Consider the following 17130-nt stretch of genomic DNA (forward strand, 5'->3'; position numbering starts at 1 on the left):
ACGCTTACCGAATTGCTAGCCTTGGATATATCGATTCTGCTTTTATCTAGTTCAACTTCCAGATGACAAGCCAGCTGATTTTCGTCTATTGAATCCTCGCGCCGGTATATTTGGCAGCCCCTGAGAGGACATGATGGCAAGCGGTAGTGAATCCGAAAATGAAGCGATAGGCGAGATTCCGGCAGAATTCGCCGTCGATCAAGCTTACTATCTCAATCGCTATCAGGATGTCGCTGCAGCTATAGAGGCAAAAACGTTCCAGTCTGCGGAGGAGCACTTCCGGCTGTATGGCCTTAAAGAAGGGCGCATCCCGAACAAGATGTATGGTGACCAGTTTCTTCGTTGGCTGCGTGCTAGATCAGGCACTGTCACTACTTCCGCTCACCGAGAAGAGCCGAAGGCTCAAGTCGAAGAACTCGCATCTCTGCAGGGCATTGAATTCTTTCAATCGCTGGATTCAAAACATCGCTACTGGCGCGCTCGCAACAAAACAGAGGAGCGGGAAGTCTTCATTAAAGAGCTTGTACACGTTGCTCCAAGCCTCGGCGAACGTGAGCGGATCTTCGTATTTAACTGGCTGTTGGCGAACCATGAACACTCTCAGGTTGATGTACTGCTCCACACCGTGCAGAACATAGATGACGAGCGGATCCTACCATCGCTTGCAAAGGCGGTTGACGTTTACTGCATTGGCACTGGGCGGTTGGGTGTCCTGCGCGACAAGCTTCTGAGAAAGATTATTGAATCTCCTCTTTATGACGCGGCGCTTGGCGAGCAGATAGAAGCCTTTACAGATGGCCTCGTTCGGTCTCATGCCTGCGAAATTCACGCCCGCTATAACGTCGTCTCTGATTTTGCCTTGCCTCGAACTACGAAACAATTTCCTGTAGCGTCTAAGAAACACATTTTTGTGGGCTTTTTTGGACAACTCAGGTTTCCGCAGGAGACCCTACCACGCTTAGCGGATCTTTTCCGAACTTCTTTCCCACGCACAAGTATTTCGTTCGGCTTGGCTACTTGGGACAAGCAGGGGGTTCGGGTGCTGGCGGACGACCATCCAGTCAATTTCGCCTGCGAACAGTTGCCTGCCGACTTCGAAGCCTATTGTCTTACAAATGGTATCCATTCAGTTCGACGTTTTTCGAAGGCTTTCCCTGCCATAGCAATGTTCCTCAAGCGGCGAGCTGAAGAAGGCCAAAGAGTCGATGCTGACCTTATCCGCGGTCTGGTCAGTTCTGAAACGTATTCCGCTATTGACCCAGATAGCTATTATATGTCTGGAGCAGGGGCGGTCGTTTCTTCGTCGTTTCCAAACCAGCCCTACATGTTGAACCAAGGCCGTATGTGGAACCGCATCGCTCGGCTTGGGGAAATGCTCACGCAGGCTGAGAAAGATCGCGGGGCCGTGACGGATGTTTTCCTTCTTCGGACCGACCTACGCACTTCAGGCGATCTCGTCGAGCACGTTAAGACCCTGGTTGATTCAGACGCGTCAGACAGGCGCGTCCTGGTCGATTATGACGCACATGCTATCCATTTAACTGGCGTGGGAGATCGCTTCTTCTTCGCCAAGCGGGAGGCGGCCGCGCGCATTATGGACGCTGAGCGGGTCATGCAGGAGACTTTACAGCATGGAGGATTCATAAAGAGCGCCTACTACTGGCTGATGCAGCCGCACTCATATCCTCAAACGCTGCTTTATCAGCACGGCCTCAATGTCATAAATATTTTTCCTTCCGACTTTGGTGTGCAGATCTACCGCGGAAAAATGGATCTTTCTAGCATCAGAGAATGGGTGGAAATGGACCTCGAGGAAACCACTGACAGCAATGCAAGGGCATTCCTCGTTTCGCTTCTAACTTGATTTCTGGCCATTTTGTCACGGCGCTATAATCGGACGCAATTATATACTTTGTGTTTACGGAGAATAGGATGTCTTCAATCAAAAGTCGCATACTGGCTCATAGAGGCCACTGGACAACGGCGACCGAAAAGAATTCTGCCATTGCGCTAAGGCGGGCTCTCGACGGTGGTTTTGGTATCGAAACCGACATCCGGGATTTTGACGGTGATTTGGTGATTTCACACGACCCGCCCACAAGCGGTTCGGCTCCGCAGAGCTTTTCTTCATTCCTCGATCTCTACAGGTCAATGGGCGCCACCGGATGGCTGGCTTTGAACATCAAGGCCGATGGCTTGGCTTCGAAAGTTAGGGCGGAGCTAGCAGCCTTTGATGTCGTCAAAGCCTTCGTTTTCGATATGTCTGTACCTGATATGCGTGGCTATCTGTCAGAAAATCTCGTTACGTTTACCCGCATGAGCGACATCGAGCCATCTCCAGCGTATTATGAAACGAGCAAGGGCGTCTGGCTCGACTGTTTCGAAATCCCTTATAGCCCCTTAAGCTGGGTGCAGAAGGCAACATCGGACGGTAAATATGCGGCTCTCGTGTCTCCGGAGCTCCATCGAAGAGAATTCCAGGATGCCTGGTCCGAATGGCGCAATGGTTTCAACTTCAACCGCGAGCGCCTTGTAATGATCTGCACAGACGAGCCGCTAAGGGCGGCAGAGTTTTTTGGAGACGACACGTGATCAAGGCGGTCCTTTTCGATATGGACGGCGTCTTGATAGATGCCAAAGACTGGCACTATGAGGCGCTCAACGATGCTCTCAGGCTATTTGGAATGGAAATTAGCCGGAGTGAGCATCTCTCTACATATGACGGTCTGCCAACGAAGCGCAAACTGGAGATGCTCTCAACCACCCGAGGGTTGCCGCGTGCGCTTCACGGCTTTCTAAACGAGATTAAGCAGCGCCGCACCTACGAATTGACAGTCGAGCGTTGCCGGCCGATGTTTCACCACCAATACGCACTATCGCGCCTGAAGCGCGAAGGGATGATGATCGGGGTGTGCTCTAATTCGATCAGGGCCACGATTGATACGATGATGAAGAGTTCGGAGCTAGCCCAATACCTGGATTTCTTCATTAGCAATGAGGACGTGCAAAACGCTAAGCCTCATCCAGAGATGTATCTCACGGCGATCGAGCGCTGCGGCGTGCAGCCGCACGAGGCAATTATCGTAGAAGACAATGACCATGGTATTCAAGCGGCCCGTGCCTCGGGCGGCCACGTGCTGGAAGTTCAGACCGTTTTCGATGTGACCTATGAGCGCATCCGCAATATGATTGATACGATTGAGGCCGCAAAGTGAGATATCTAGTCCCGATGGCGGCAGACGCCGATCTTTTCCCGCGCGCTGAATTTCACTTCCCAAAACCTCTCGTAGAAATCGAGGGGCGACCGATGATAGAACACGTCATCAGCAACCTTCGAGACCGCGATGTTGATGCAGAATTCATCTTCGTGGTTCGTAAATCTGACTGTGACGAATTTAGCCTGGATGAGGCCCTTCGATTGGCGACAGACGGGAAATGTAAAATCGTTCGCTTGACAAAGCCGACGATGGGTTCTGCATGCACCGCCCTGATGGCCATCGATCATTTTAACGATGAATCTCCGCTTGTTATCTGCAACTCAGATCAGGTCATCGAAGCAAATTTGTCGTCCATAAATCGAAGCTTCCTCAACGCGGGTTATGATGCGGCGGTTATAACGTTTCCTTCGGTTCATCCCCGCTGGTCGTTTGTTAAGCTGGACAGAGTTGGATTGGTTGGTGAGGCGGCTGAGAAAAGGGTACTTAGTCGCCGAGCAATCGCCGGATATTATTTTTTCCGCACCGGAGCGTCATTTGTCCACGCGGCCCAAGAAACCATCAAGAACGGCGCGAGCGTTGGCGGGAATTTCTTCCTTTCGCCTACACTCAATGCGGTAATCTTGGGTGGAGGAAAAGTGGGCTATCACGACATCAGCGATTCCCACTACCACAGCCTTTACTCCCCGCAGAGGGTTGATGTTTATGAGCGTCGCCTTGAGGCTAAAGATCTGGCTTCGACCGAAGCTCAGAATAGCTTGCAGATTGTTATTCCGATGGCAGGGCTCGGCAGTCGTTTTAGTATGGCGGGATACAAAAAACCGAAGCCGTTTATCGATGTGCTCGGCAAAACGATGATTGAGAGGGTTCTCGACAACTTGAAAGTTGAGGGCGCGAAGTTCTTTCTCCTCGCCCGAAAGGAGCATCTTCAAGCGGAACCTGAGCTGGCAGATGAACTGGAAGCTAGAGGAGATGTTACCTTCATTTCTGTTGACCAGGTGACCGAAGGTGCGGCTTGTACAATCTCGCTTTCTCGCTCAAAACTTGATCCAAGCAGGCCAATTCTGATTGCGAACTGCGATCAAATTGTCGATTTTGACTGCGATATGTTTATCCGGGACGCGGAGAGGCAACGCCTCGATGGTTCCATACTCGTTTTCAAGGATGTTCTTCGCGACCCGAAATGGTCTTTTGCCAGGTTGGGCGAAAATGGGCTGGTGTCTGAGGTCCGTGAAAAGGTTGCGATTTCCGACCTGGCTACCGTCGGCATATATTACTTTAAGACTGCGCAAACCTTCTTTAATGCCGCTTTGGATATGATCGCGCTGAACGACCGTGTAAACAACGAGTTTTACGTCTGCCCAGTGTACAATTACATGATAGCAGAAAAGAAGAGCGTCGGAGTTTTCGAGGTCAACGCGAACGCTATGCACGGCATAGGCACCCCTGACGATCTAAACGCCTACATTTCGCGCAGCTCACAATGAAATGTATCGTCCCGCTAGCCGGACCAGATCTTTGGTCTGAACGATTTGGGCTCCGTCCACTGTATCCAGTGGACGGAGTTCCCTTGCTTTCCAAAGCAATTAACAGCCGTTCGTGGCGCGGTAAGCTGGCATCATCTGATTACATTTTTGTAGTTAGGGATATCCCTGAATCCACACAACTGTATTCCTACCTAAGTGCGGAATGGCCGGGATGCTTGATAGTCAAAATACCAGCACTGACCAAAGGAGCGATGCTATCTGTGCTTTGTGGAGTGGCCTATACCACAGATAGCGGTGCCTGCATCGTTGACCTTGCAGACATTCTTTTTGAACAGCCCGTGGTGATCGATGAATTCGCGAATAACATTGGAATGATAGTTCCAGTGTTCCAGTCTACAAGCCAAGATTACAGCTATCTCTCGATTAAGGACGGCGTAGTTACCGCAGCAGCCGAGAAAAAGGTCATAAGCACGAATGCCTCGGCAGGAGTTTATTCGTTTAAGGACTGCAATACCTATCTTTTAGCCGCTGTTCATTCTATCGAGAACTACGAAAAACTATCGTTTAAGGGAAATCTATTTATTTGCCCAATGGTCAACGGCATTCTGTCCGCCGGGCATTCGGTGATCGCTCCGGAAGTGTCGGATGCCACGCCGATCGGCAAGATCTTTCATAATAATATCCGATAAGTGCAGATTTCTGGCACTTTTTGCCTAAGCGCGATTCTCGCTGCATGTTGACGCCAAGCCGATGATCGGCATCGGCTCAATGTTTGGAGCCTTATTGTGTCAGGCGGCGTCGGTTCTGGCGAAGTTGAACGGCAGCAGGTCGACGATGTCGGCCCTTTCGCCCCGCTGGGGCAACTCAGAGAGGACGTGGCACAGCCAAGAGGTAAGCGTATAAAGCTTCTCGGCATCTGCGTGGGGGGACTGTTTGTTGTGTTCGGGATTTCTGTCGGATCGCTAATCGTTTGGGCGAGCGATAAGGCTTTATCTATTGTTCAGCATCGACTGAAGCTTTAAGAATACCGCGGATGCTTTGCAAAAGGTTGTGGCAGTTGTCGATTTTCTAATTAATCTTTTGATTTAAGGACGTTAATAACTTTTGTACATAACTTCGCTTCTTCTTCATCTACGGCTCATGAAGGTCTGCTAGTCGCCATTTTTTATTGAATGGTGAAGTATTTCAAACCTTGTGGGCAGCAGATGTCATTCTATGATTTGGGTGAAGCCGATCGGATCGAGTTAACCGAAAAGGCTATAGAGGAAGGACGCACGCTAAAATCGCGGTGGGAAAATTTAGCCTCTCCTGAAGCTGATCCTTGGAACGAACGTGCGGCAATAGCTGGTTCTTATTTGGCTGGTCAGCCTGCCGTGGCTGATTTTGGCTGCGGTACAATGATTCTACGGAACTATCTTGCCGACGAAACAAAATATATTCCGGTGGACGTAACCGGACGCGGGCCGGATACAATCGTCTGTGATTTCAACAATGAGGCCCCGCCAAAAACAGACGCCGATGCCGCCGCCTGCCTCGGTGTGCTTGAGTACCTCTTTGACCCGGCTGCGTTCATGTCAGAGTTGGCAAAAAACTATTCCACATGCGTTGTCTCTTATTGCATCACGGATGCGCCTGAGACGGCCGCTAACAGGCGCACGCACGCATGGGTAAATGATTATTCTAGAGCCGATATCTTGAAGTTGTTCGATGGAGCAAGTTGGGTCGTCGAAAGCTCCCAGCCTTTAGGGACGTTCCAGGAAATCTGGAAACTTCGAAGCGCGAAGCGGTCGCAAAAGAATTTCGTGCGGTGGATCAAAAGTTGCCTGCTTAAATAAAAGATGCGGGTCGGTTCATTGTCGCGTTATTTCAAGATGCCGGTCGTCAGGCCATGATATTTGATAATCAGTACGCGTCTGAGGTGGGCCGCCTTGTAGAGATTGTCTGACTTGGCACTGACTGTCCTTATTGACGTCAATAAGGACAGTGGTAAGCCTACGGTGAAGGCCGTCTTGCGATAGAGGGCTGCTGACTGCCAGTCCTAGTGGTAACACTAGGAGTAGTCATATGACGAAGCATCCAATTGAGGTTATCACGTCCGTAGAGCGCCGTCGTCGCTGGTCACGCGAAGACAAAGAGCGCCTCGTCGCGGCGTGCTTTGAGACGGACGCGGTTATCTCTGAGATTACTCGCGCGGCCGGTATCCATGTCAGCCAGTTGTTCCGTTGGCGCAAGGAGCTGTGCCGGATCGAGGAGCCGAAGACCGAGACGGCAACCACGTTGGTGCCGGTGATCGTGTCCGAGACCGCGCCAGCAGTCTCTCCGGTTCAACCGGAACCGCCCACCACATCCCATGCTCGTCGGAAGCGTAGCGATGTAACGATTGAGCTTGGTCGGGGCAGACGCGTACGCGTGGATAGTGATATCGACACGGAAGCGCTTGGCCGCATTCTTGATTGTGTGCTGGGTCGTCGATGATCCCGGTCCCTGCTGGTGTAAAGGTCTGGCTGGCGACAGGCCATACGGACATGCGAAAGGGTTTTCCGGATCTGTCGTTGATGGTGCAGGAGGCGCTGAAGCGTGACCCGATGTGTGGGCACCTGTTCGTATTCCGCGGCCGCTGTCAGTACCGGAGCAATACTCCCCAATAGCGGGCTCTTCCGCAATTTCGGTGCAACTCAGGTGCCGATGATACGTGAACGCAGGAGATCCATCCCAGCTCTTCCATACATGGATCGCTTGATGAGCTTTAGCTTGTTGATCTTGCCTTCAACTGGCCCGGTACTCCATGGCAACGTCAATGCAGCTTGCACCGCCTCGACGTCGCGACGAATCCCCCGCGCGAACGAAGACATCGGCCCGGTTGCGGCATCATGTAGCCACGGCTTGAGCGCGGCGGTTTCCCGATTGCAGATCATGGACTGGAAGCGCCGTGCCAGGTCGGCAGCAGTGGCAACGTCAGGTGAGGCCGAGGAAATGGCATTCACAAAGGCCCGCTCGTTCCGCGGGAGAGTATCGGCTTCGGCTGTCAGAAGACGAACGGTTTGCCGGGACGAAGGCGTGCGCCATGAAGATTTGCGCGAGGCCCGAGACAATACAGGTGCGGGGACGCCGTCGCGCAGCCTCACTTTTACCCACTGGCGAAAGGTCTTTACGCTCTCACGATAACCGCGATCGCAGACCTCCCTATAAAGTCGTGTCGCGTTGCGGCAGCCTTCAAGCCAGCGCCTGCGGACGTAGTCTGCATGGGTATCGGCCGGATTCTCCGTGAAGACCGTGCGCTCCCATGTCCCAGGTTGATTGTCCTTCAGCCATTTCCGTATGGTTTTGAGGTCGATGCCAAGCTCGCGCTTGATCGCCAGTTGGCTCCATCCCATGCCGCTCAGGCGGGTGACCTCCTCAAAAAGAGCGCGCCGATCTTGATGCCGATTGTTCTGTTGTCGTGCTGCTCGTCTTTGAAGCAGCTCTTCTTTCCCGCGCTCGCGGCGCGTTTGATCATCCGTATCGATCTGCGCCATAAGCGCCTTTCCGATATCCCGAATAACGCGGTATCGTCGCTCCACGACATTCTGCAAGGCATCGGAACAGTTACGCAGGAGATGCCAACGATCGGCGACCTGCTGCGCTTTCGGTGCTCCCTCCCGGGCGCCACGCGCATAAGCACCGGCCCTGTCCCGAGCGATGACTTCAACGCCGGGATGGTCCGCAAGCCATCCAGAGAGCGTCTCCTTCTCGCGGTCGGGCAGCAGATCAACGACATTGTTCGTTTCCAGATCGACCAGGATCGTTCCATAGCGCTGTCCGCGACGCCAGGCCCAATCGTCAACGCCCAGGATACGCGGTACTCCGCAATTCTCAGAGGGCTGTGTCCGCGCAATCCGCAAAATGGTGTCGGCGCTCACAGGCATGCCAAGGCGGGTGACCAATCTCATGCCCGCCTCTCCTCCCAACGCCATGCCAATACTGCGATGCACGTCTCCCAGGCGTCTTGTGCGCCGGCAATAGCGCCAAGTCACATCACCAACGTTCCGGCAAATATGCGCCTGCGGCATCTCTTGTTGCTGCAACGCAGGCGCCGGACATGCAAGGTTATCGTGACCGCACGCCCTTGCCACGGCAGGTCTGCAAGGTGTCGTTCGTAGCGACTATGAACACGATGCGAGGCCTTGCGGCAATCCGGGCATTTGCCTCCTGTCGATCGGAATCGACAATCGATCGATATCGCCTCTCTCGACTGCTGAACGTGATCGACGACCAAAGACGGCGGGATCAACGGTAGAATACGCTTCGCCATTTCCATGCTCCTGCTGATTCGTGTGTCGAATCAACAGGATTCAGAAAGTTGCACCGAAATTGCGGAAGAGCCCACTTCTGGGGAAAATTCACGCGGCATTGACAGCCGCGGTGGCGGCCTGATCAAGGTGATCTGGCATGACGGCCAGGGAGCCTGTTTGTTTACGAACGATCTGCATTCATACTGCATCTCTCTTTCGCATTCAGTTGAAGGTTTTGGGGTGTCTGGCATTTTCCTTATGGGCGGCGACGCGATCGACGAGCTGGTTCCATCGACTGCATTGCTTTTGCGGTAGATCTGCCTCGGGGATCTCATAGAGGTAATAGTGTCCGTTGTAGGAATGGCTGGTGACGAGGCCATGTTCAGCCCATCTGGCGAGGGTATGCTCATGGATATTGAGGCGTGCAGCCGCCTCTTTCTTTGTCAACATCCCACGATCCCGGAGCCGGTCATAGCGTGATCTCAGCTTGTATTCGCGAACGAGGTAGGTGACGCGTTTGGTTGTGAAGCGGGCGTTGCGCTGGTCACGGCGCGTCACCGAGCCCGGACGGTATCCCTGATTGTTGAGCATCTCTGCGATCTCGGAAAAAATATGATCGTCGAGGAGTTTATCGATCAGCACGATGATGTCGGGGTTCGTCTTGACCTGCTGGCTGGGAGATTTGGGGCTCATGGTGACGAGCGTCTGGGTTTTGCCGCCCTTGAAGCGAATATGAGCCTTGGTTGTGCCTCTCTTCGGTAGTTTGAGGAGGGTGACGTCCTCAATGATGTGGGCAAGCAGGCGCTTTCGTTCGCGGTTCGGGGTCTCTGGATTGGTCCAGAGCTTTTTGAAGTCCGCCGTCATTGCGACCAACCGCTCGTGGACGGCCTTATCGAGGATGAACTGATCGTGCTCCCGGGCGCGCTCGCGCTCTTCGCGGGCATTAGCCAAGATGCGGAGCTTCTCGTTCCATTCGCCTTCGAGCGTGTCGGCGACGAGGCGGTTATTGGGATCGACGAGCATGAAACGGCGCTGGGCGAGATCGGCTTCCGTTTGGGCACGCTCGATCGCGCGACAGCGCAGCCGATCCGCCTCTTCATGCCGCGCTTGGATCTCTTTGCGGACTTCGATCGCCAGTTCGACGGCCGCCGGCGTCATCTGCTCTGCGATCAGCATACCGATGGCTTCATCGACGGGAGGTGCGGCGATCGCCTGGCACAAGGGTTCGCCGCGATTGGTACGGGCGCGATCACAAACGTACCAGGCTTCCTGCCGGCCACGCCGAGCAGCATAGCGCATGTGGAAATGCCTGCCGCATTGCCCACACACGGCGCGCCCCTGCAGCAGCGCCGGGCCTTCGCGCGGAGGTGATGCGACCGCCGCGTTCCATTTATGGCAGATGTTCGACTTTAGAATCCTCAGGTTCTCCTGATGCTGCTCCCAGCTGATGTAACCGGGATGGGCATCTGGAATGCATGCTGTCCAATCGTCACTACCTTGTTTGCGCACGAGCTTTTTGCCATCGATGGTTCGTCTATAGCGACGGCGTCCATAGGCATAGGCTCCGGCGTAACGTGGATTGTGCAGCACGCGCATCGCCGTCGAAGGCGTCAGTGGCCGGAAAACCGTCTGGCTGTCGTGCAAGCGGGATGGAAAGAGAATGCCTTCCTGACGAAAGGCCTTGACGGTCTGGGAGGCGGATCCGACGCGAGAGAATGTCTCGAAGAAATGGGCGATCGTCTCTCTGACTTGCAGGTCTGGATCAAGCGTCACATTGCCGGACGGATCATAGACGAGCCCGGTCGGCAGCGGACAACGGAACTCGCCACGCCGGGCCTTGTTGAGGATGCCGCCGCGCAGCCGTGCCTTGATCACATGCAGTTCGGCCTCACTCATTGTTCCCTTGAGGCCGAGCAGGAGCCGGTCGTTGAAACTTGCCGGATCGTAGACACCGTCCTCGTCGAGGATCAGGGTGTCGGCAAGTGCGCAGATCTCGAGCAGCCGCTGCCAGTCGGCATTGTTGCGCGCCAGACGGGAGACCTCCAGGCCCATGACGATCCCGGCATGCCCCATGCCGACATCGCTGACCAGCCGCTGAAACCCCTCACGCCAGACCGCCGATGCGCCGGATTCGCCCTGATCGTTATCGATGACGATAATCTGCTCCTCGCGCCAACCCAGGGCGATAGCGCGCCCGCGAAGCGCATATTGGCGCATGGCGCTCTCGGTATTGTCGATGACTTGCCGCATCGAAGATTGGCGGATGTAGAGGTAGGCGCTGCGTTCACGGTGATGAGACTGGACTTTGAGATGTACATTCATGGTGCTCTCCGTTGGTGGATGCTCATGGCGATGGTCGCCAGGACATGAACGACGGCGCTGAGTTCGCCGTGCGCCGGTCGGGTGGCCGATGACAGGTAAAACTGGTCTTGATCAGGACTTGCTGCTGCAGGCAGTGCGCGGGCCCATCCCCACATGCCGCGACGCAGAAAGAGCATGAGGCCGCTACGAGCCTTGAGCGGCAGAACTTCGCCGAGAGCTGCGCGGCGCAGCACTTCGTACTGGTCTGTGATGGCCGGCGATGAACATGCCGATGCCGTGGTAACGTCTAGCGGATCGTTTTTTTTAACAGCCGCTCGATCGTTCTGGGATGAAGCGCCACATCGAGTTCGATGCGGACCAGCTTGGCGAGTTCGCGCGCACGAACGGGTTCGCCCGCAACCAGCCGCGCCTGCAAAAATGCCAGCACTTCGTCGTCGACCTTGTGGGGTCCGCGGGGACCCGGCTTTGCCGGCACCAGTCCGGCAATCCCCCTCGTGTCGAAGTTTGCCTTGGCCTGGTAGTAGGTCGGTCTGGAAACGCCATACTCGTCGGAAGCGTCCGTTACGGAGACGTTGTCGACAGAGACTCGCCGCAACATCTCGTATTTGACCTGGACGGCGTCGTGCGGATCGAAGAACTCGCTGCCGCGGAACTTTGGGTCGCGCACCTTCTCGGAATTTGGATTGAAGGTGCCTTCGTCGATGAGGGCATCCATCTTTGATCGCTTGCCGCCGTACTTCGCAGGCATTGCGGGCTCCGAGTATGAGATCGGGTCTTAATGTAATGATAATTATACCGCATATCTCATTTACATCAAGGACACTTCCTGAGCTAAATAAAGCAATATGCCGCAAAAATTGAGGTATACCGTTCATTGCGAGTCCTCTTGCGGCATAATCTCGTTTACATCAGCGGCATAATTATCCTTACACTCCGCTCTCGATCGCGCTGCCAACCTGTCACAAAGGTGCTCCACCATGCTGGCTAGTTCCATCAAGTTCGAAACGAGCAAGAGCGCCCGCCCGTTGCTCGCGACAACTTCTGGATCAATGCTCGCAAGATCAGTCCATTGAGGGGGAAGCGGCCATATGGCGCCATCGTCGGTCTGCAACAGCAAACGTTCGCCCTGCAAGTTACTTCGCTTACCAACGCAGGGCAGCTGCCGTCCGAAAAGGGGATGAAACTGATGTGTAACCAGCACTAGCTGCTGATCTGCGCGGGTCGAGGCTGCATTCTCAGGTAAGGTACAAGAAGCTGGAGCGCGGACGCTTCATCTGGCCATCAGCAGCCGATGGCACGGTGGTGATCACGCCTGCGCAGCTCGGTTACCTGCTGGAGGGTATCGACTGGCGGATGCCGCAAAGGACCTGGCGGCCAACATCTGCCGGATGAGCAAAAACACTGGAATGACAGGGTCGAATATGATTCCATCCTGTCATGAGCAATGCGACCGAAGCGCTTCCGGACGACCTTACCAGTGCGCTTGCACTGCTGGCCCAGGAACGCGCTCGACGTGTTGCCGCTGAAGCAGAGGCAGCGACCGCCAAGGCTGACGCCGCCAGTGCAAAGGCCCTCGTATCGCATTCCGAGGCGCTGATCGCACGGCTGAAGCTGGAAATCGACAAGGTTCGCCGTGAACTCTACGGCAGCCGGTCCGAGCGTAAGGCGCGGCTCCTTGAGCAGATGGAGCTGCAGCTCGAGGAGCTAGAAGCAAACGCCGGTGAAGATGAACTGGCCGCGGAGATCGCAGCCACAATCTCAGCCGTCAAAGCCTTCGAGCGCAAGCGTCCTTCACGCAAGCCCTTTCCCGAACACCTGCCCCGTGAGCGCGTCATCATCGCTGCCCCCACGAATTGCGCCTGCTGCGGATCGACCAAACTGTCGAAGCTTGGTCAGGACATCACCGAGACCCTGGAGGTCGTCCCGCGTCAGTGGAAAGTCATCCAGACGGTGCGGGAGAAGTTCACCTGCCGTGAGTGTGAGAAGATTACGCAGCCACCTGCACCCTTCCATATGACGCCCCGCGGTTTTGTAGGGCCGAACCTGCTGGCGATGATCCTGTTTGAGAAGTTCGCCCAGCACCAGCCGCTCAATCGCCAAAGCGAACGCTATGCCCGCGAGGGCGTCGACCTCAGCTTATCGACATTGGCCGACCAGGTCGGAGCATGCGCCGCGGCGTTGAAGCTATCCATTCACTGATCGAAGCGCACGTTCTGGCCGCCGAGCGACTTCATGGCGACAACACGACAGTGCCGATCCTGGCGAGGGGAAAGACCGATACGGGCCGCATCTGGACCTATGTTCGGGATGACCGACCATTCGGCGGGCTCTCACCGCCGGCCGCTCTGTATTACGCATCGCGGGACCGGCGACAGGAGCATCCGGAACGCCATCTGAAGACCTTCACCGGCATTCTGCAGGCGGATGCCTATGGCGGCTATAATCCGCTGTTCAAGGTTGATCGCGATCCAAATCCGCTAAGGCAGGCGTTTTGCTGGTCACATTCGAAACGTAAGTTCTTCGTGCTCGCCGACATCGCGGCGAATGCCAAGCGTGGAAAGAACGCTGGGCCGATCTCGCCCATGGCGCTGGAAGCCGTCAAACGGATCGACGCCCTGTTCGATATCGAGCGGGATATAAACGGGCTTGCCGCCGGTCAACGCCTGGAGCGACGCCGTAGAGACAGCCTGCCGCTCGTCGACGATCTGCAGGCTTGGCTTCAAACCGAGCGTGCAAAACTGTCGCGCAGTTCTCCGGTCGCAGAGGCGATCGACTACATGCTCAAGCGTTGGGATGGCTTCACGTCATTCCTGGACGACGGCAGGATTTGCCTGACCAACAATGCCGCCGAGCGAGCGCTGCGAGGCTTCGCACTGGGCAGGAAATCATGGCTATTCGCCGGATCGGATCGTGGCGCTGACCGTGCCGCCTTCATGGCTACGCTGATCATGACGGCAAAGCTCAACGACATCGATCCGCAGGCGTGGCTTGTCGACATCCTCGCCCGCATAGCCGACACTCCGATCATCAGGTTGGAGCAATTGCTTCCATGGAACTGGACACCGCCGACCATCGACGCTCAAGCGGCATGACCAGCGGCCTTCACCGTATGCTTACGGACAGTGCGGCTATGGATCGAGTTGAGATTGTCGATACGGGTCGACGTCGTCGTTTTAGCAAAGAGATGAAGCTGCGGATTGTCGCGGAGAGCTATTCGGAACCTGCTTGTCCGCGACTTAGCGAAATGCTTGTCCGCGACTTGCCGAAATCGCTGTCCCGATTCATCGAAATCCGCAAAACGCTCGAACGGGTGTGCCGCTAGGCAGCTTATCGCTCAACTTCTCGCGACCAGCAAACCGCTTGAACTGCTATCTTCTGTTTCCGGCATCTAAGTCAAAGTCAGGCAGAAATTCCACGTATACCGGCTCTTCAGTTTTTCCGAGCCAGCTCTGAGGCACGGATCTTTTTCCGCAGCCAAAAGCCATTTTTCCGCTTTTTGTGTACATTAGCCTCTACAATTCGGCCGAAGCTCGACTAAGATTTCTAGTTTTTTGATATTGGTCGGCCTATAGAACGACGACGACTTGGTACTATCGAACTCCAGCGTGAAGGGGTGAAAACGATGATTTCCAACAAGATTGCGGGTCGGGTTGGTTATGTGGGTGCATTTGGAGTGGGCAATCGCGGCGATGACTATCTCATTCAGGCGTTCGCAGCTGAACGAATGCCCGATCTTTTAATTGGATTTTCTCCGCTTCCTTTCATGTCAGAGATCCCATTTATGCTTTTGGAGGACGCTGCCGGACTTAGTGATATTGCGGCAGATGACATCATCATATGTGGAGGAAACTTCATCTGGTCCGTTGATCAGCTCAATAAAATGCTAGCCATTGCCCATAAAATCAAAGCTGCCGGTGGGCAGTTCAATATTCGATGTGTTCATGTAGCAAGCGAAACGGTTTGGGCAGCCCCCTCAACTTTTATAGAACTTGCCAATATTGCCGACCAATTTAGCGTGAGGGATCACGCATCTATAGAACTATGCGCCGATTTTGGAATCTCTGTCGAATTTGAGCAAGATGCGCTCGCTAAATATGTTGCGGCAAACTTCAATCATTTTCCCCAGGATCGTTCGGTTCGCAGGGTCGGGTTTAATTTCCACAATTGGGGGCCCGAAAGCATAAATTGGTATTTTGAGTTTCTCGGTACACTTAACCATCTAGCGCCACACCCCTTGAAATTGACATATATTCTTCAGTGTCGGCATTTGACGCATCCGCCTTCCAACGAAGCAGCTTTAGCTGAGTATTTATTCTCGCGATTTGCGGGGAAAATTGAGATAACGCGTAATGATCGCTCTTTAGACGAACTGATTAATCATTATTGCGCGCAAGACTTGGTCATTTCCAACCGAACTCATGGGGTGTTTATTGGCGAAGCTCTCGGTATCCACACGGTACCGGGCGGCATCGGTGACCAGAAGACCTTGGCGGTTGCCAGAGATCTCAAGCTTCCAGTTTTCACGTTGAAGGAAAATCCCATCGAGGCAGGGAGAAGACTAGCTTCCCGAATATGGTAAAAACCGTTGCGAACAATGCAGGAGAACTATTGGCAAAAGGCGACCTATATCGTTGGCAAACGAATCGCCGGGCTAAGTCGACATTTGACCTTCGCGCTAGCTACAATCGATGGCATCAACAGACGAGGGTATCTCTTCATTGCCTCCTTTCAGCTATCGCCTCATCGAACACTTTCATTAAATCTCGAGTGCTGTTGTCCCAGTTAAACCGGCTGGCGTTTAGCGTAGCATTGCGCGAGAGTTGAGCATGCAAATTGTCATCAACAGCAAGGGAATTGAGCGCATCTGATATGCTAGCAACATCCAGCGGGTTCACCAGTAATGCAGCGTTTCCAGCAACCTCGGGCATTGAGGAGCAATTGGAGGTAATCACAGGAACGCCCCTTGCATGCGCCTCGATTATTGGAAATCCAAAGCCCTCATAAATTGAAGGCATAACGAGCAATCTGGCATTTCTATAAAGGGTAGAAAGATTTTCGTCCGAAACATACCCGGTTAAATGAACGCAATCATCGATTTTCAAATGTGTAATGTACGACCGAAGACCTTCCATGTGCCAACCTGTCCCGCCGGCAATGACAAGGATCATCTTTTGCTTAGTCACATCCGGCAATCGCGCATAGGCCTCTAACAAACGCAATAAATTCTTACGAGGCTCCCGTGTTCCAATAAATAAGGCGAAAGGACGACTAATTCGATTTTGCTCGAGAAACGCATCCGAGCCATCCCAGGGCAAGGATGTAAGCCCAGGGTAAACGACTCGCAGCTTTTTCTGCGCTCTTGGAAACATCGAGCTTACGGAACTAGCCGTGGCTTGTGAGACCGCAACAACCCGATCTGCAGCACTTATTGCCGGGCTCATCAAGTACCGATCCCCGAACCATCCTTGCAGACGCATAGTCGATGCCGCATGATGCCATACCAGATCATGTATCGTCACCACACGCGGAATCCGATTGTTGAGAAAAGATGGTAAGCGGTGTGCGGGTCCCCAAAATACGTCAATGCTATCGCGTTTGGCTAAATGGGGCAGAACAGTTTGTCCCCATATCATCCGCTTTGTCCCACCACGATAATTCGCTATTCTTGTGACTGCGCCCTGGATTTCGGGAATATCTGTCTTAGGCTTCTCAGGAAGATAAAGAACTATTTCATGTCCGAAAACCGATAGGACACGACAAGTTTCGAGAAGATAACGAGAGATTCCGGTAACGTTATGAACAAGGTTACGCGCGTCTACTCCAATTCTCATCCTA

General features: G+C 54.1%; 17 protein-coding genes and 1 pseudogene. 12 read left to right on the top strand and 6 right to left on the bottom strand.

What is annotated here, in order from left to right:
- Positions 1-133 precede the first annotated feature (133 nt).
- From ABOK31_RS16540 to tnpB (ABOK31_RS16575), 8 genes are all read left to right on the top strand, one after another.
- Positions 134-1864, top strand: a complete 1731-nt coding sequence (locus tag ABOK31_RS16540; RefSeq protein WP_350019263.1) for a hypothetical protein — start codon at positions 134-136, stop codon at positions 1862-1864.
- A 68-nt stretch (positions 1865-1932) separates the two neighbouring features.
- Positions 1933-2592 carry a hypothetical protein gene (locus ABOK31_RS16545; RefSeq protein WP_349956733.1) on the top strand — a complete coding sequence of 220 codons (660 nt, stop codon included), beginning with the start codon at positions 1933-1935 and terminating at the stop codon, positions 2590-2592.
- Positions 2589-3215, top strand: coding sequence for an HAD family phosphatase (locus ABOK31_RS16550; RefSeq protein WP_349956734.1), 627 nt, complete (start codon positions 2589-2591; stop codon positions 3213-3215). Before ABOK31_RS16545 ends, ABOK31_RS16550 begins: the two co-directional genes overlap by 4 nt.
- Positions 3216-3229: 14 nt before the next feature.
- Positions 3230-4702: a glycosyltransferase family 2 protein gene (locus ABOK31_RS16555; protein WP_349956735.1), complete on the top strand. Its 1473-nt coding sequence runs from the start codon at positions 3230-3232 to the stop codon at positions 4700-4702.
- Positions 4703-4785: 83 nt separating this feature from the next.
- Positions 4786-5391 carry a hypothetical protein gene (locus ABOK31_RS16560; protein ID WP_349956737.1) on the top strand — a complete coding sequence of 202 codons (606 nt, stop codon included), beginning with the start codon at positions 4786-4788 and terminating at the stop codon, positions 5389-5391.
- Positions 5392-5907: 516 nt separating this feature from the next.
- Entirely contained in the window at positions 5908-6537 is a 630-nt protein-coding gene (locus tag ABOK31_RS16565) for a hypothetical protein (RefSeq protein ID WP_349956738.1), read from the top strand.
- A gap of 229 nt (positions 6538-6766) precedes the next feature.
- The gene (locus tag ABOK31_RS16570; protein WP_349956740.1) at positions 6767-7177 is read left to right on the top strand and encodes a transposase; all 411 of its coding nucleotides are present in this window, start codon (positions 6767-6769) and stop codon (positions 7175-7177) included.
- Positions 7174-7350 carry an IS66 family insertion sequence element accessory protein TnpB gene (gene tnpB, locus ABOK31_RS16575; RefSeq protein ID WP_350019264.1) on the top strand — a complete coding sequence of 59 codons (177 nt, stop codon included), beginning with the start codon at positions 7174-7176 and terminating at the stop codon, positions 7348-7350. Before ABOK31_RS16570 ends, tnpB (ABOK31_RS16575) begins: the two co-directional genes overlap by 4 nt.
- A 27-nt stretch (positions 7351-7377) precedes the next feature.
- Here the strand turns inward: tnpB (ABOK31_RS16575) and ABOK31_RS16580 are convergent, their stop codons facing one another.
- From ABOK31_RS16580 to ABOK31_RS16600, 5 genes are all read right to left on the bottom strand, one after another.
- Positions 7378-8766: an ISL3 family transposase gene (locus ABOK31_RS16580; protein ID WP_349956741.1), complete on the bottom strand. Its 1389-nt coding sequence runs from the start codon at positions 8764-8766 to the stop codon at positions 7378-7380.
- Positions 8712-8999: a transposase family protein gene (locus tag ABOK31_RS16585; protein ID WP_349956742.1), complete on the bottom strand. Its 288-nt coding sequence runs from the start codon at positions 8997-8999 to the stop codon at positions 8712-8714. Before ABOK31_RS16585 ends, ABOK31_RS16580 begins: the two co-directional genes overlap by 55 nt.
- A gap of 196 nt (positions 9000-9195) precedes the next feature.
- On the bottom strand, positions 9196-11295 hold the full coding sequence (locus ABOK31_RS16590; protein WP_349956555.1) for a recombinase family protein: 2100 nt from the start codon (positions 11293-11295) through the stop codon (positions 9196-9198).
- 286 nt (positions 11296-11581) lie between these two features.
- Positions 11582-12043, bottom strand: coding sequence for a helix-turn-helix domain-containing protein (locus ABOK31_RS16595; RefSeq protein WP_349956554.1), 462 nt, complete (start codon positions 12041-12043; stop codon positions 11582-11584).
- 123 nt (positions 12044-12166) lie between these two features.
- Positions 12167-12496: a DUF5372 family protein gene (locus ABOK31_RS16600; RefSeq protein ID WP_349956553.1), complete on the bottom strand. Its 330-nt coding sequence runs from the start codon at positions 12494-12496 to the stop codon at positions 12167-12169.
- 53 nt (positions 12497-12549) lie between these two features.
- On the opposite strand from ABOK31_RS16600, the gene tnpB (ABOK31_RS16605) reads away from it, so the two are divergent.
- From tnpB (ABOK31_RS16605) to ABOK31_RS16620, 4 genes and pseudogenes are all read left to right on the top strand, one after another.
- Positions 12550-12687, top strand: a complete 138-nt coding sequence (gene tnpB, locus ABOK31_RS16605; RefSeq protein WP_350019276.1) for an IS66 family insertion sequence element accessory protein TnpB — start codon at positions 12550-12552, stop codon at positions 12685-12687.
- Between the two features lie 45 nt (positions 12688-12732).
- Positions 12733-14387 (top strand): IS66 family transposase gene (locus ABOK31_RS16610; RefSeq protein WP_349956744.1). Its coding sequence is split into 2 segments (ribosomal slippage): positions 12733-13480 and positions 13480-14387, totalling 1656 coding nucleotides; the frame shifts between segments, so codons are not numbered across the junction.
- Between the two features lie 17 nt (positions 14388-14404).
- Positions 14405-14518 (top strand): annotated as a pseudogene (locus ABOK31_RS16615) (IS66 family insertion sequence element accessory protein TnpB); the annotation flags it as partial.
- A 399-nt stretch (positions 14519-14917) separates the two neighbouring features.
- Positions 14918-15874, top strand: a complete 957-nt coding sequence (locus ABOK31_RS16620) for a polysaccharide pyruvyl transferase family protein (protein WP_349956745.1) — start codon at positions 14918-14920, stop codon at positions 15872-15874.
- A 136-nt stretch (positions 15875-16010) separates the two neighbouring features.
- Here ABOK31_RS16620 and ABOK31_RS16625 read toward each other — a convergent pair whose 3' ends face one another.
- A complete protein-coding gene (locus ABOK31_RS16625; protein ID WP_349956746.1) occupies positions 16011-17126 on the bottom strand; it encodes a glycosyltransferase family 1 protein in 1116 nt (371 codons plus the stop codon).
- Positions 17127-17130: the final 4 nt, after the last annotated feature.

The organism is Rhizobium sp. ZPR4 (genome assembly GCF_040215725.1).
Taxonomy (GTDB): Bacteria; Pseudomonadota; Alphaproteobacteria; order Rhizobiales; family Rhizobiaceae; genus Rhizobium; species Rhizobium rhizogenes_D.

Coding starts and splice junctions, on each gene's coding strand:
- ABOK31_RS16540 (WP_350019263.1), top strand. CDS start 134: ATGGCAAGCGGTAGTGAATCCGAAAATGAAGCGATAGGCGAGATTCCG.
- ABOK31_RS16545 (WP_349956733.1), top strand. CDS start 1,933: ATGTCTTCAATCAAAAGTCGCATACTGGCTCATAGAGGCCACTGGACA.
- ABOK31_RS16555 (WP_349956735.1), top strand. CDS start 3,230: ATGGCGGCAGACGCCGATCTTTTCCCGCGCGCTGAATTTCACTTCCCA.
- ABOK31_RS16565 (WP_349956738.1), top strand. CDS start 5,908: ATGTCATTCTATGATTTGGGTGAAGCCGATCGGATCGAGTTAACCGAA.
- ABOK31_RS16570 (WP_349956740.1), top strand. CDS start 6,767: ATGACGAAGCATCCAATTGAGGTTATCACGTCCGTAGAGCGCCGTCGT.
- tnpB (WP_350019264.1), top strand. CDS start 7,174: ATGATCCCGGTCCCTGCTGGTGTAAAGGTCTGGCTGGCGACAGGCCAT.
- ABOK31_RS16585 (WP_349956742.1), bottom strand. CDS start 8,999: ATGGAAATGGCGAAGCGTATTCTACCGTTGATCCCGCCGTCTTTGGTC.
- ABOK31_RS16590 (WP_349956555.1), bottom strand. CDS start 11,295: ATGAATGTACATCTCAAAGTCCAGTCTCATCACCGTGAACGCAGCGCC.
- ABOK31_RS16595 (WP_349956554.1), bottom strand. CDS start 12,043: ATGCCTGCGAAGTACGGCGGCAAGCGATCAAAGATGGATGCCCTCATC.
- ABOK31_RS16620 (WP_349956745.1), top strand. CDS start 14,918: ATGATTTCCAACAAGATTGCGGGTCGGGTTGGTTATGTGGGTGCATTT.
- ABOK31_RS16625 (WP_349956746.1), bottom strand. CDS start 17,126: ATGAGAATTGGAGTAGACGCGCGTAACCTTGTTCATAACGTTACCGGA.